The 13,382-nt window shown below is 71.3% G+C and carries 16 protein-coding genes; 3 read left to right on the top strand and 13 right to left on the bottom strand.

From position 1 onward, the window contains the following. Positions 1–50: 50 nt before the first annotated feature. Positions 51–995, bottom strand: a complete 945-nt coding sequence (locus ACPXBU_RS16225; RefSeq protein WP_425758658.1) for a methionyl-tRNA formyltransferase — start codon at positions 993–995, stop codon at positions 51–53. Between the two features lie 126 nt (positions 996–1,121). On the opposite strand from ACPXBU_RS16225, the gene ACPXBU_RS16220 reads away from it, so the two are divergent. Then, positions 1,122–2,468 carry a lysine N(6)-hydroxylase/L-ornithine N(5)-oxygenase family protein gene (locus ACPXBU_RS16220; protein WP_425758657.1) on the top strand — a complete coding sequence of 449 codons (1,347 nt, stop codon included), beginning with the start codon at positions 1,122–1,124 and terminating at the stop codon, positions 2,466–2,468. A 25-nt stretch (positions 2,469–2,493) separates the two neighbouring features. Here the strand turns inward: ACPXBU_RS16220 and ACPXBU_RS16215 are convergent, their stop codons facing one another. Both ACPXBU_RS16215 and ACPXBU_RS16210 read right to left on the bottom strand, forming a co-directional pair. Next, entirely contained in the window at positions 2,494–3,162 is a 669-nt protein-coding gene (locus tag ACPXBU_RS16215) for a hypothetical protein (protein ID WP_425758656.1), read from the bottom strand. Further along, entirely contained in the window at positions 3,159–3,509 is a 351-nt protein-coding gene (locus tag ACPXBU_RS16210; protein ID WP_425758655.1) for a PadR family transcriptional regulator, read from the bottom strand. The genes ACPXBU_RS16215 and ACPXBU_RS16210 overlap by 4 nt, the downstream gene beginning before the upstream one ends. A 210-nt stretch (positions 3,510–3,719) precedes the next feature. On the opposite strand from ACPXBU_RS16210, the gene ACPXBU_RS16205 reads away from it, so the two are divergent. Further along, positions 3,720–4,163 carry a hypothetical protein gene (locus ACPXBU_RS16205; protein WP_425758654.1) on the top strand — a complete coding sequence of 148 codons (444 nt, stop codon included), beginning with the start codon at positions 3,720–3,722 and terminating at the stop codon, positions 4,161–4,163. Positions 4,164–4,385: 222 nt separating this feature from the next. On the opposite strand, the gene ACPXBU_RS16200 is transcribed toward ACPXBU_RS16205, so the two are convergent. Then, positions 4,386–4,814, bottom strand: coding sequence for a VOC family protein (locus tag ACPXBU_RS16200; protein ID WP_425758653.1), 429 nt, complete (start codon positions 4,812–4,814; stop codon positions 4,386–4,388). A 300-nt stretch (positions 4,815–5,114) separates the two neighbouring features. Here ACPXBU_RS16200 and ACPXBU_RS16195 point away from each other — a divergent pair, with 300 nt between their 5' ends. Further along, complete coding sequence (locus ACPXBU_RS16195; RefSeq protein ID WP_393361880.1) at positions 5,115–5,996, top strand: LysR family transcriptional regulator; 882 nt, start codon at positions 5,115–5,117, stop codon at positions 5,994–5,996. Positions 5,997–6,007: 11 nt separating this feature from the next. On the opposite strand, the gene ACPXBU_RS16190 is transcribed toward ACPXBU_RS16195, so the two are convergent. The 9 genes from ACPXBU_RS16190 to ACPXBU_RS16150 are packed head-to-tail and all read right to left on the bottom strand — an operon-like array spanning position 6,008 to position 13,374. Continuing rightward, positions 6,008–7,564 (bottom strand): AMP-binding protein, encoded by a 1,557-nt coding sequence (locus ACPXBU_RS16190; RefSeq protein WP_425758652.1) that lies wholly within the window; start codon positions 7,562–7,564, stop codon positions 6,008–6,010. Positions 7,565–7,576: 12 nt separating this feature from the next. Continuing rightward, entirely contained in the window at positions 7,577–8,101 is a 525-nt protein-coding gene (locus ACPXBU_RS16185) for a flavin reductase family protein (protein ID WP_393361874.1), read from the bottom strand. Then, complete coding sequence (locus ACPXBU_RS16180; protein ID WP_425758651.1) at positions 8,098–8,952, bottom strand: hypothetical protein; 855 nt, start codon at positions 8,950–8,952, stop codon at positions 8,098–8,100. The genes ACPXBU_RS16185 and ACPXBU_RS16180 overlap by 4 nt, the downstream gene beginning before the upstream one ends. Continuing rightward, positions 8,952–9,557, bottom strand: a complete 606-nt coding sequence (locus ACPXBU_RS16175) for a 4'-phosphopantetheinyl transferase family protein (RefSeq protein WP_425758650.1) — start codon at positions 9,555–9,557, stop codon at positions 8,952–8,954. The genes ACPXBU_RS16180 and ACPXBU_RS16175 overlap by 1 nt, the downstream gene beginning before the upstream one ends. Further along, complete coding sequence (locus ACPXBU_RS16170; protein WP_425758649.1) at positions 9,554–10,669, bottom strand: acyl-CoA dehydrogenase family protein; 1,116 nt, start codon at positions 10,667–10,669, stop codon at positions 9,554–9,556. The genes ACPXBU_RS16175 and ACPXBU_RS16170 overlap by 4 nt, the downstream gene beginning before the upstream one ends. Next, positions 10,669–10,926, bottom strand: a complete 258-nt coding sequence (locus ACPXBU_RS16165) for an acyl carrier protein (protein WP_425758648.1) — start codon at positions 10,924–10,926, stop codon at positions 10,669–10,671. Before ACPXBU_RS16165 ends, ACPXBU_RS16170 begins: the two co-directional genes overlap by 1 nt. After that, positions 10,923–11,783: an acyl carrier protein gene (locus tag ACPXBU_RS16160; RefSeq protein ID WP_425758647.1), complete on the bottom strand. Its 861-nt coding sequence runs from the start codon at positions 11,781–11,783 to the stop codon at positions 10,923–10,925. The genes ACPXBU_RS16165 and ACPXBU_RS16160 overlap by 4 nt, the downstream gene beginning before the upstream one ends. Then, positions 11,780–13,096, bottom strand: a complete 1,317-nt coding sequence (locus tag ACPXBU_RS16155; protein ID WP_425758646.1) for a TrpB-like pyridoxal phosphate-dependent enzyme — start codon at positions 13,094–13,096, stop codon at positions 11,780–11,782. Before ACPXBU_RS16155 ends, ACPXBU_RS16160 begins: the two co-directional genes overlap by 4 nt. Then, entirely contained in the window at positions 13,093–13,374 is a 282-nt protein-coding gene (locus ACPXBU_RS16150; protein WP_393361853.1) for an acyl carrier protein, read from the bottom strand. The genes ACPXBU_RS16155 and ACPXBU_RS16150 overlap by 4 nt, the downstream gene beginning before the upstream one ends. Positions 13,375–13,382: the final 8 nt, after the last annotated feature.

Raw genomic sequence — 13,382 nt, 5'->3', positions numbered from 1 at the left:
CGGCCCATCGGCGCGAGCCCCGGAGGCCCGAACGAATCAGCGCCCGCGCGTCACGGGTGGCTGGTGAGGTAGCCGCCCATGCTGCGGAAATACTCAGTGGCGGTCAGCTCGGTGCCGTCGTCCAGGCGGACCCGCTCGATCGCGAGACCACGGCTCCGGCCACGGCGGGCCTCGGCGCCGGCCACGACGACGACGGCGTCACCCTCGCGGAAGAAGATGCGACCGGGCGTACCGCCGTAGATGCCCTGCGAGACGGACGCGGCGACGATGCGCAGTCGCCGGCCCTGGTGGAACGCGTACGCGTTCGGGTACGGGTCGGACTGCGCCCGGACCAGCCGGTCCAGCTCCTCCGCCGACCAGGTCCAGTCGATGCGGTTGTCCTCATCGGAGCGCTTGTGGAAGAAACTGGCCTTCGAGCGGTCCTGCGGCGTCCAGTCGGTCTTGCCGGAGGCGATGAGCGCGAGGCCGTCGACGGTGATCGGCCCGAACAGCTCAAGCGTCTTGTGGAACAGGTCGGTGGTCGTGTCTCGCGGGCCGACCGGGACCGACCGCTGCAACACGACGTTCCCGGCGTCCAGCTCCGCGTCCATCATGTGCGCGGTCACCCCGACCTCCTTCTCGCCGTTGAGGAGGGCCCAGATCAACGGCGAGAAGCCCGCGTACGCGGGGAGCAAGGAGTCGTGCACGTTGAGTGTGCCCCGCCGGGGCAGTTCGAAGATCTGCGGTGGGATCCAGGTGCGCCAGTTTGTCGCCACGATGACGTCCGGATCGGCCTTCTCCAGCGGGACCAGCAGATCGTCGTCGGGCCGGTCGCGGACCTCGACCGGAATGCCGTGCGCCGCCGCGAGGTCGGCGACCGAGTCGCTCCAGATCCGCTCGTACGCGTGGTCACTCGGCGGATGCGTAACCACGAGAGCGACCTCGTGTTCCGAGTCCAGCAGCGCTTGCAGGGTCCGATGCCCCCACGTCTGGTACCCGAACATGACTACCCGCACGGTTCCTCCTGGCCCATCCAACTCAGCAAAAGTTAGGTTAGTCTAACCTAGCTTCGCGCCGTCCCCGGGGGCGGCTCTTTCACGTGCAGGGTGTCGACCCACTCGATCTGACGATGAGGACTGCCGATGTCACAGGCCGCTCCGTACGGCGCAATTCCGGTCTACGACCTGCTCGGAATCGGCTTCGGTCCGTCCAATCTGGCCCTGGCTGTCGCCGTGCGCGAGCACAACGACGGCGCCGGGGCGGACCCGGTCACCGCCGTGTTCCTGGAGCGCCAGGCCCGGTTCGGGTGGCACCGCGGCATGCTGCTGTCGGACGCGACGATGCAGGTGTCCTTCCTCAAGGATCTGGTCACGCTGCGTAACCCCACGAGCGAGTTCAGCTTCCTGTGCTATCTGCAGGACCGGGGACGGCTCGTCGACTTCGTCAACCACAAGAGCTTCTTTCCGCTGCGCGTCGAGTTCCACGACTACCTCGAGTGGGCCGCGGCCAAGGTCGACGACCTGGTGCACTACGGCCAGGAGGTCACCAGGGTCGTCCCGGTGCTCCGCGACGGCGTCGTCGAGGCGTTCGACGTGCTGGTGCGCCACAGCGGCGGCGTCGACTCGTACCGTGCGCGCAACCTCGTCGTCGCGACCGGGCTGCTCCCGCAGACCCCGGCCGGCGTGGAGGCCTCCGACCAGATCTGGCACAGCCGCGACCTCCTGACGAACATCGAGCGGCTCGACGGCACCGACCCGTCCCGGTTCGTCGTGGTGGGCGCCGGCCAGAGCGCCGCCGAGGTCACCGCGTTCCTGCACGAGCGGTTCCCGTCCGCCGAGGTGTGCGGCGTGTTCTCCCGGTACGGCTACAGCCCGGCCGACGACAGTTCGTTCGCCAACCGCATCTTCGACCCGGCCGCCGTGGACGACTACTTCACCGCGCCGTCGGAGGTCAAGACGATGCTGATGAACTACCACCGCAACACCAACTACGCGGTCGTCGACGCCGACCTCATCGAGGAACTCTATCGGCGCTCCTACCAGGAGAAGGTCAACGGCGTCCAGCGGCTGCGCCTGCTCAACATGTCCCGCCTGACCGGGGCCCGCGAGCACGACGGCAGGGTGGCCGTGACCGTCGAGACGCTCACCACCGGCGAGGTGTCGGTCCTCGACGCCGACGTCCTGATCTGCGCCACCGGCTACCAGCCGGTCGATCCGTTCCCGCTGCTCGACGACGCCGCCCGCCACTACCACCGGGACGAGTTCGGCCGGGCCGTGGTGCAGCGCGACTATCGCATCCGGGCGGACGCGTCGGTGCGGGCGAACGTCTACCTGCAGGGCGGCACCGAACACTCGCACGGCATCAGCGCCTCCCTGCTGTCCAACGCGGCCGTACGCGCCGGCGAGATTCTCGGCTCCATCGTCGGCCACCGCGCCGACGACCGCCCGATGGCCACCCGCGTCGCCGTGAGCGCAGGCGTGCCGGACTGACGGTTCAGCCCGCCGATGCTCGGTGTCAGTCGGTGAGCAGGGCGACGACCACGAGCAGGACCAGCGCGAGCGCCATCGGTACGCCCGCCAGCACGGCGAACCGTACGGTCATCGGGTGCCGGTCGTGGCCGGTCCGTGGATCGATCACCGGATCCCGCTGAGTTGCGGTAACCAGGCCGAGACCGGTCACCAACAACAGGGCGCCGCAGCACAGCCCGATCCACGCCGGATAGCGCACCAGCACCAGCCGGTCGCCGGCCCACAGCAGCGCGATGCTTGCCACGGCGATCGACGCGGCGACGACGGAGGCCCACCGACGAGCGTGCGTCAGTGCGGCGACCAGCAGGAGGGCAGCCAGGGGTAGGAGGATCGCGACCATGGCCGTGCCGAGGGTGATCTCCGCCCGATCTCCCCTGAGCACGCCCCACAGCCCGTCGACCAGGACCAGTGAGCCGACCGCCGGCGGACCGGCCCAGAGCAGCTCGCGCGTTCTGCGCCGCGGCGGAGGCTCAGAGCGCAGCTCCGCCGCGATGCTGTCGGAGTACGTCTCCACGGGGCCGAACGCCTCGATCGGATCCTGCCCGGAGTCGGCGGTGAACGCCTCCACTTCGGCGACGATCTGACCGATCCGCGGTCCCGGCACGTCCCGTAGTCGAAGTGCGACAACGAGTTGATCGCTGTAGGAGTCACTCATCGTGCTTCCATCCCCGTGGTGGTCAACAGCTCGGATGTCGTCGCGACGAAGGCGGCCCAGCTGTCCCGGCGCGCGCCCAGCGCGGCCCGCCCGGCATCGGTGATCAGGTAGTACTTCCGGCCGGGGCCGCCGGCGCCGTCGCGCCACGCCGAGTCGATCAGGCCGTCTTCCTCCAGCCGCAACAGGATCGCGTACAGCGTGCCGCCCTTGACCTGGCCGAACCCCGCTGTCCTCAGCCGTTGCACGATCTCGTAGCCGTAGGTCTCGTGCTCGCCGACAAGCGCGAGCACGCACAGCTCCAGGACGCCTCGCATCCACTGTGCTGGCCACTGCGGCTCGTCGCCCATGACTAGAAAGTACCGCTGACTAGTCAGCAACACAACCTAGTCGTCGCGGTATTGATAGCGGCCCGAGACGCGCTGGCACAGGACCGCGAGCACGAGTGGCCCGATGTCGATCATGGCCGACTGTCATGATCATGCGGCTGATCGACGGATAGCCCCCGGTGACCTGCTCCGTAACATCAGCGCCGATCACGGTCGACGACGGAGGACACCATGAACCAGAAGCTCCAGACCCGCGCGTTCGAGCGGGTGGCGCCGATCCTGCGGCCGGGGGAGCGGCCCATCACCGCGACCCGAGCGTTGGTCGGAGGCTTCTCGGCCAGTCGGCTCGGGACGGCGGTCACGCAGGGGCTGATCCAGGCGGCTGCCGGAGCGGCGGGCGCCGCGCTGGCGCGGACCAAGAAGCAGTTCATCGTGCTCACCGACCAGCGAATGATCTTCCTGCCACAGACCTTCCTCGGCGGACCCGGCACGGGTGTGCTCGGCGAGGTGCCCCGGGAACACATCGCGCTCGCCGAGGCGAAGATCGGCGTGGTGAGCCTGTTGCGTCTCGCCTTCGGGGGCGCGGGAGACGGCATCACGCTGACCTTCCCCCGGGTGGACAAGAAGAACGCCGAGGCCCTCGCGGCGGCTCTGGCGCCGGTGCCGACCGCCTGATCCGCTCGGACGAGCAGCCGCCATCCGTCTCTTCAGAAAAGCGTGCTCACCGGTCTCGGCGACGGAAGTGCTTGCGGGAATCGCATTCCAGGGCGGAAGATCCGCGCTCAATAACTGGCGGGATTGTCGGCGGGTCGATAGACGGTGGGCCGACGGCCACGCCTTTCCGAACCACCCGGGAGATTCGGGCCGCCCCGATTGTCGGAGCGGCCCGAATCCTCCTCAGGCGACGAAGATGCAAAAGGGATGTCCGGCCGGGTCGGCGTAGACCCGGAACGGCTCGTCGGGGCCGTTCTTCTGATCGGACAGCAGCCGGCCCCCGAGGGCCAGGACCCGCTCGTGCTGCGCCCGCAACTCCTCGATCGAGGTCACGCTGAGATCCAGATGCAGTTGTTGTGGCACCCGATCGTCCGGCCAGGTCGGCGGCGGCAACTGGTCTACCTGCTGAAAGGCTAGTTGCGGGGTGCCGTCGGCGGTCCTGAGCACGAGCCAGTCGTCACCGCGCTCGTCCGCCCGCCCCGGCTCCGGCGGCTCGTCACCGGGCCCGTACGTCAGGCCCAGCAGCGACCGGTAGAACTCCGCGAGTGACCTGGCGTCGGTGCAGTCGAGCACCACCTGACACAGCTTCGGGACCCTTTCCCCGTCAGTCACATTGATCACCTCCGAACGCCATTGTGCACCGTGATGATCGAGGCGGCGCGGCGGACACGCGCGATTAGCGCACCACGACGGTAGCCGCGAATACCCAATTTTCCCCGCCCTAAACATTCATTGACATGCTTGCACCGTCTGATTTGGAGGTGTTACCGTCAGTTGTGAAAAATTTACATGCGACAACTATCTGGGCGTGACGGAGCGTGAGTCCAAGGCCGCTCGTCAGACTCAGCCCATCCACGTGATTCTGCTCAACGCCCGGCGCATCCGGGCACGGCTCATGATGCGGGAGAGGTTGTGGACATTCCTCAGCTCCAGGCACTTCTGACCACTGTGGAAGTCGGAAGTTTCACCGCGGCTGCGGTCCGGTTGAAGGTGAGCCAACCCACGATCACCCATCGGATCAAGACCCTGGAGCGGTCGCTCCAGGCGATCCTCCTGGAGCGACCGCCCGGCCGGGTTCGCCCCACCAGCAGCGGTCGGGCCCTGATTCCCTACGCCCGTGAGATCGTCCGGCTGGCAGCGGACGCACAGCGGGCGGTCTCCGTCCCGAGCGAGCCCCACGGCCGGGTGAGTGTGGGATCACCGGAGACCCTGACCAACCACCGGCTGCTACCGCTCATCGAATACCTGTGCGTCCGTCACCGGGAGATCGAGCTCTCCCTGCACTCGCTGGAGCCCCAGGACGCCCTGCGTCGCCTGCGCGACGGGCAACTGGACTGTGTCTTCCTGATCGGGGTGGAGCAGTCGTACGAGGATCTGGAGTTCAGCATCCTCCGGCCGGAACCGCTGGCGCTGGTGGCCGCCCCGGAGGACAGTTCGGGCCGGCCCGCGAACGTCGAGGACCTCTTCCACACGATGCTTGTCTGCTCCGACGTCGACGCACGGCACTGCCTGGCCTTCCCGCTTCAGGACAAGTCCTTCCCGGCCCCGCCCCGCCGCACGCTGCAGCTCAATTCGCTGGAGGCGGTCAAGCGCAGCGTCGCGAACGGGGTGGGTGCCGGGCTGCTGCCCGAGGTGGCGGTGTCTCGGGACATCGCGGCGGGTGTCCTGCGCAAGGTGCCCTGGAAGCCGCCGACGCAGACGTTCACCCAGGCGGTGTGGCGGCGCGGCAGCATGCCCCACACCGCCCTGCAGGTCGTGCTCGCCGCCGCCGAACAGGTGATCCGGGAGGACTGAGGTCGCACCCGTCACTGCCCGGCGAGCGCGGCGAGCAGCTTGCGCTTGTCGGTCTTGCCGTGCTGGTTGACCGGCAGCGCGTCGGCCACGCGCATCCGGCTCGGCGCCATGTAGGACGGCATCGACCCTAGGCAGAAGGCCAGGAGATCGCTCTCCTGGACCGGTGGCGCGTCGGCGGCGAGGACCACGAACGCGGCCAGCTCCGGGTCCTGGTCCGGTGGTGTCACCACGACCGCGGCGGCCTCGGCCACCCCGGGGAACTGCAGCAGCCGCCGCTGCACCTCGGCCAGCTCCACCCTGTTGCCGCGGATCTGCACCTGCGAATCCACCCGTCCGCAGAAGCGCAGCTCGCCGTCCTCCCCGCGGTAGGCCAGGTCACCGGTGCGGAGCACCCGCTCGCCGGAGCGCGGTTCGACCGGGTCGGGCACGAGGGTGGCGGCGGTCGCCTCGGCGTCGCCCCAGTATCCGGAGAAGAGCGCGGGACTGCGTAGGTACATCTCGCCGACGGCGCCGACCTCCTCGGTCACCTCGCCATCCCGTACCACCAGCAGCTCGGCGCCGACGTGGCCGGCGCCGATCGACAGCCGGTCGAGATCCTCGGGCAGCGGGTTCGGCACGTCGGCGAAGCTGGCCGCCATCGACTCGGTCGCGCCGTAGCAGTTGACCAGCCGGGCCGCCGGACGCAACCGCTGGAGCAGGCGCAGCTCGTGCAGCGGGAAGTCCTCGCCGCAGAACAGCACGCCGCGCAGGTCGGTCAGCTCGGCGATCTGATCGGGAACGTGTCGCAGCGCCTGCCGCCAGATCGACGGAACGCCGTTGACCTGCGTGGCCCGGGTGGTGCGCAGGACCTTGAGGAAGCGGGTGGGCCAGCGCAGCAGCGTCCGCGGCACCGGCACGACCGCCGCGCCGCTGCCCAGGGCCAGGCCGATGTCGAGCAACGAGAAGTCGAACTGCAGCGGCGCGGTCGAGGCCACCCGGTCATCGACCCCGACGATGCCCTCGGCGAGCATGCCCCGGTAGAAGGAGACCACCGCCCGGTGGCTCATCACGACGCCCTTCGGCAGCCCGGTCGTCCCGGAGGTGAAGATGATGTAGGCCGGGTCGGTGGGTGTCACCGTCCGGCGTCGGCGTGGCCGGGGCTCCGGCGGGGCCGGCACGTGGATGCCGTCGGGTCCGAACCAACCCTCGCCGGGGGCGGTGTCGGCGGGTGGGGTGGCGAACAGGCACAGCGCGGGTTCGGCGAGGGCCGCGATCGTGGCCCGCCGCTCGTCCGGCGTCTCCGGGCTCACCGACACGAACGGCAGCCCCCGCGACGAGCAGGCCAGCAGGAGCGCGATGGCCTCCGCCGAGGTGTCCGAGACCACCATCACCCGGTCGCCGACGTCGAGGCCGTACCGGTCCAGTGCGGCGGCGTGGCGTTCGGCGGCGGCTGCCAGCTCAGCGAATGTGGTGTGCCGGGTGCCGCCGTCGACGTACTCCACGACGGCCGGGCTGTCCGGCGACGTACGCGCGGCGGCGAGGAGGAACTCGTCGAACCGTTCGTCGGGTCGGTGCGTGACATGGGACATCGGGCCTCCTGGTCAACAGTTCTGGGTGGGGATCGGCGGTGCGGGGGCCTCCGGCACGGCGCGGTGCGGTCGACCACCGACGAGCACCAGCGGCTCGTCCGGGCCGGTCCGCAGCTCGCACACGGTGCCGACGACGAGCGTGTGATCCACGGCGGTGAGCGTCTCGCGGACGTGGCAGACCATCGCGACGGCGACGTCCCGCAGCAGCGGTACGCCGTCGTGCAGGCGGTAGTCCACCGCCCCGAAGCGCTCCCGGGCAGTGCCGGCGGCGAAGCGGCGGACCAGCGCGTCCTGGTCGCGGGAGAGCACGTTGACCGCGAAGCGGCCGGCCGCGAGCAGGTCGGCGAGGGTACGACCACCGGTCCGGAAGGCCAGCAGCACACTCGGCGGCGCCACCGACAGCGACATGAGCGAGGTGGTGGTGCAGCCCACCGGGCCGGCCGGACCGAGCGCGGTCGTGATCGCGACGCACTTGCCCAGCCGGGACATGGCGGCGCGGTAGGCCCGCTCGTCGACTGCCGTCTCAAGGCTGATCATCGGTACACCTCTGTCCTGGTCGTCAGCTCGATGAGCCGGTCGAATACCCCGGTGAGCACCCCGGGCCGGGGGCGACCGCGCCGAGCGGAGTCGGCGGCGAACCGCAGCGCCTTGGGCAGCTCGGCCCAGGCCGTGGCCAGCGTGGGCTCGCCGCGGCGGGTCAGCCGGTGACAGTGGTGCCGGGCTGCCGCCCACAGGTCGTCGGCGTGCCGATGCAGGGCCTGCTCGTCGGCGCGGAACCGGTCGCGCACCGCGGCCAGCACCACGGCCGGCTCGTGCAGCCACTCGCCCGGCCAGGCGAGTTCCCCACCGCCGCCGGGTCGGAGCCACCGGTACTGGTCGGGGTCGCCCACCTCGACGGGGACGCCCAACGCGTAGACGTCCCGGTTGTGCTGGTGCGGGGCGCACCGACCCAGTGGTGTCAGCGCGGTCCGCAGCGCGGCGTCGTCGAGCCACCCGGTGAAGGGTCGCTGTTGACCCGCGGGGAGTAGCGCGTCGAACCGGTCACTCACCCGCCACCGGCCGTCCCGGTGTCCCCTCAGGACGAACCAGTGGGCGACCGACTGCGACAGGTGCTGCGGCGACCAGGGCAGGTGGTAGGTGTTGCCGACGACGATCACCGAGTCGTGCTCGGCGAGCTGCTCGGCGAGTGCCGCGCGGGCGGTCGCCCAGTCGCCGGTGGACGCGTACGCCAGCGACCCGCCGTCGACGCGGTCGTGGTGCGAGAAGGCCAGCACGCCGTCCGGGGCGTCGAGGCGGACCCGGAGACGTACCGAGTCGGCGAGCCGGTCCGCGGCGGCCGGTCCGAGGTGGTCGACCAGGGCCGTGGTGTAGCAGGACAGTTCCGGCATCATCGGTCACCGCCGTCCCACGCGCACGCCACGGGCGGGTCCGCGAGGTCGGGTAGCTTGCGCCAGCGCACTCCCCGCCAGTCGCCCTCGTCCTCGTCCGGCGGCACGTCGATCCGCCACGGACGACCGCCGATGCCGGAGCCGTCGACCTTGACGCAGGCCTCCTGGACCGCCCAGATCTCGGTGAAGACCCGGTCTCGCCGGCGGGGCGGCAGCACCGCCAACTCGTCCAGATGACGACGGGCGCACCGGCGCAGCATCGACGCCGGAACCGGGTCCGGCGGTGTCTGCACGTCGACACCGACCCGGCGGCCGGCGGCCACGCCTACCGCCACGTACTCCTCGTCGTGCGAGATGCTGACGCCCACGTCGGGCCAACCGGCCAGCACCGGCTTGCCGTTCGGGCCGGGCACCAGGTCCGCTCCCGCGACCGGCGGCACGACCTCCGCGAGCAGCGACCGCAGCAGGGCCCGCCCGCCGAGGAACTGCCGGGCCCGCCAGGGTGCCATCGCCTGGGCGGCGGAGCGGTCCGCCCGTGTCGTGCCGTCGGTCGTGACGCCGCCGGCCGCCGCCCAGACCCCCGGGCCGACCTCACGCGCCCTCATCGGTCCAGCCCCGCGAGGATGTCGGTGGCGGCGCCGCCCATCACCGACAGCACGACCTCGGTCGTGCCGCCGCCGATGCCGAACAGGGCGGCCTGGGCGCGCAGGTGCTGCGGCCCACCGGTCCGGAAGCCGTACGCGCCCTGGAGGTGGGCGCACTCGCCGAGCACCCGTTCGAGGGCGCCCGCGGCGCTGGCCTTGAGCATCGCCGCGGCGGTCGCGTCCCGGCGCAACGCCACGGCCTCGGCCAGGCTGTCGGTGAGCGCCAGGTGCTGCCGGGCGGACAGCAGGGCGGCGGCGTACCGCTGGCGGACGCCCTCCAGGTGCCAGAGGGTGCCGTCACCGTATCGGCGGTCCTGGAGGTAGCGCAGGGTGTCCGCCAGGACCCGCCGGCAGAGCGCGACCGCCCACAACGCCCCGGCGAGCCGTTCGACGGCGATGTGGGCGGCGAATCCGCTCATGCCCCGGCCGACCCCACCGACCACGTGGTCGCGACCGAGCCGGACCCGGTCGAAGAAGAGATGCCCGGTGCCCGAGCCGTCGAAGAGGTCGGTCTCGGCCGCCTCGGCGCGGACGCCGCGGGCGGTGGCGGGTACCAGCAGCCAGGTGAAGTTGGTGAAGTGCGGGCCGGGCCGGTGCCGGGCCAGGACCAGCAGCGCGTCGCAGCGGGTGGCGTTCGTGATCCAGCGCTTGGTCCCGGTGAGCTCCACGTGGTCCTCGTGCAACGTCACGGTGGTGCCGAGCGAGGCCAGGTCACAACCGGCGACATCGTCGGTGGCGGCCAGGGCCACGACGGCGTCGCCACGCAGCGCGTCCGTCAGGGTCCGGGCGGCCGGACCGGTCCCGCCGGCCAGCAGCGGCAGGCAGGTGGCCAACGGTACGCAGACCGCGAGCGTGGTCCCCACCGGGCAGCGCTCGTCGACGGCGCTCAGCAGCGCGCCGAGCGCGGCCGGGTCCACCCCCTGCCGAGGATCACCGTCGCGGTACACCTGCGCGAGCAGGCCCGCGGCGCCCAGTGTCCGCCAGACGTCCGGCCCGGTCGCGCCGGGACCGAGGGCGTCGAGCACCCGGGGTGCGTCCGCCGCCGGATCGTCCAGCACCGTCGGAAGGGTCATCAGACGTTCACCTTCGTGGGCTCGCCGACGCTGGCCCGCTGCACCGCGTGCCACAGACTGCCGGCGGTCGCGAACGTCGAGTCGTTGAGATCCTCGTCCGGCAGCGACACACCGAGTTCGTCCTCGATGGTGAAGAGCAGGTCGATGGCCTTCATCGAGTTGAGGCCGAGGTCGTGCAGGCGGCTCTCCTCGGTGACCTGTCGACCGTTGAGGTACGGCAGGTACGGCACGAGCAGGTCCTGGAAGGTCTGGTTCACGGCTTCTCCAACTGGTCGGGCCGGGTCGCGAAGACGTCCCGGTCGGCGGTGAGGGCTGCGGCCAGGTCGGTCAGCAGCGTGCCGGGCGCGGGTCGACCCCGCTCCACCCGGCGCAGGGCGATGAAGGCGGTGGCGGTGAGCTGGTCCCAGCGGCGCAGGTGCGCCTCCGCGTCCAGGCTCTCCCCCCGGTGCAGGCGGTACGCGGCGTGCAGCTTGCGCGCTCGGCTCATCAGCCACGTCTCGGCGGTGAGTCGCCGGGCCGCGGCGACCGGGTCGCCGCACCGCGCGTACGCCTCGAGGTAGGCCGCCGGGTCGTCCAGGCGTACCGAGGGGGAGGGCGGCCGGTAGTCGTCGGTGATGGTGTAGACCACGGCCAGGTCGGCCATGGGCAGCCGCGTCCACGGCAGCGTCCAGTCGCCGGGTCGCGCGGCACCCCAGGCGGTCTCGTTGTCGTAGGCGTCGCCGATCAGCGCCTCCTCGCCGTGCAGGGCGACGAGGTAGCTGTGCTCCATGTGACTGTGGCCCGCGTACGGGAGCCACGGCATGTGGTAGCTGTCGCCGACGGCGTAGACGACAGCGGCCCGTTCCGCCAGCGCGCGTTGACCGGTCGGGTCGAGGTGGCGGTGCTCGTGTCGGGCGACCAGGCCGACGTGCCCGGTCAGCTCGGCCAGGTGCTGGCGCACCGGCGGGTCGACGGTGGGCAGCCCGTCGGGACCGGGACGCGGCTGGAAGCGCAGCGTCGCGCCGAGGGCCAGGTGCCGCGCCGGCTCGCCCCACCGGTCGGCGAGGACGGCGAGGTTGGCCTGGATGCAGTCGAGCAGCTCGGTACGGACGCCGGTGGCGACGGCGGCGGTCACGACGCCGCTCCCACCGGTCGCAGACCGGCCACCGCGCGGGCCAGCGCCTCGTCGGGCGGGGACTGGTCCTCCACGCCGCCGGCGAGGAAGTGTTCGTACGCGGCCAGGTCCAGGTAGCCGTGCCCGCTCACGCAGACGAGCACGCCCTGCTGGGACTCGCCGGAGGCGGCGATCCGGGCGGCCGCGGCCAGGGCGTGCCCGGACTCGGGCGCGGGCAGGAGGCTCTCGTGTCGGGTGAGCAGTCGTCCCGCGTCCAGGGCGTCGACCTGGTTGATCGCCACCGCGTCCACGTCACCCGCGTGCCGCATCGCGGAGATGAGCTTCGCCGCCCCGTGGAAGCGCAGGCCGGCGGTGTGCGCGTCGGGGATCTGGTAGTCGCTGCCGATTGTGTACATCGCCTCCATCGGGCCGCTGCCGGTCGCGTCGGTCTTGTCGTACGCGTAGACGCCCCGGGTGAGTTTCGGGGTGCTGCTGGACTCGGCGGCCACCAGCCGGGGTCCCTCCGCTCCGGCGGCCCGGGCGGCGGCGTGGAACGGCAGCGCGATGCCGCCGAAGTTGGAGCCGGCGCCGACGCACCCGACCACCGTGTCGATCCGGGCGTCGAGTTCGGCGAGCTGGTCGGCCGCCTCCAGCCCGATCACCGACTGGTGCAGGATGCTGTAGGTCTCGCCACTGCCGATGCAGAACGCGACGCCGTCGTGGTCGGCGGCGTACTCGACCGCCTCGCCGATGGCGAGGGAGAGGCTGTTGCCGGCGGCGAGATCCTCGCTGGCGGAGACCTTGGTCAGGCCGCTGGGGCTGGGGTGCACCTCGGCGCCGAGCATCCGCATGAGCACCCCCCGGTACGGCTTGCGGCGCAGGCTGGACTCCACCATGAAGACCCGGCAGCGGAGCCCGAAGAGGGCGCACGCGGCGGCCATCGCGGTGCCCCACTGGCCGGCGCCGGTGCCGGTGACCAGCTCCTCGACGCCGGCCTGACGGTAGTAGTGGGCCTGGGCGAGGGCGGTGTTGAGCTTGTGACTGCCGGAGATGTTGACGCCCTCGTTCTTGACGTAGATCGGCACCCGTGCGCCGACGGCCTCCTCGAAGCCGCGGGCGCGCCACAGCGGCGTCGGCCGGTACTGCCGGTACCGCTCCACGACCGGGGCGGGGATGTCCCAGTACTCCTTCGTGGAGACGCTGTGCCGGACCAGCTCGACGGGCAGGTTGATCTTGACTTCGCCGCTCTCGCGGCGCGGCGTGACGTCCGGCGGCAGCGGCTCGGCCAGGTACGGCAGGACGCTGCGCCAGCGGGTGGGGACCTCGGTGGTCACGGCTGCACCTCCGCGGCGGTCACGACGTCGATGAGGTCACCGACGGTGCGGAAGCTGCGCCCCACGAAGAGGTCGTCCGGCAGTGTCGCGTCCAACTCGTCCTCGATGCGGACGAGCATGCCGACGAAGCCGAGCGAGTTGACGTGCAGCAGGTCGCCGACGAGCGGTTCGTCGTCGGAGATGACCTCGGGCGGAACGGACAGGCGGGACTCGGCGACGACGATCTTCTTGACGACGGTGGCGACGGCCGACCGGTCGAGTGACAGGTGCGTGGGCATGATCTCCC

The organism is Micromonospora sp. DT231, assembly GCF_049847025.1.
Classification (GTDB): Bacteria; Actinomycetota; Actinomycetes; order Mycobacteriales; family Micromonosporaceae; genus Micromonospora.
Note: the sequence above shows the minus strand (reverse complement) of the source record. Positions and strands in the feature narration are given on the sequence as shown.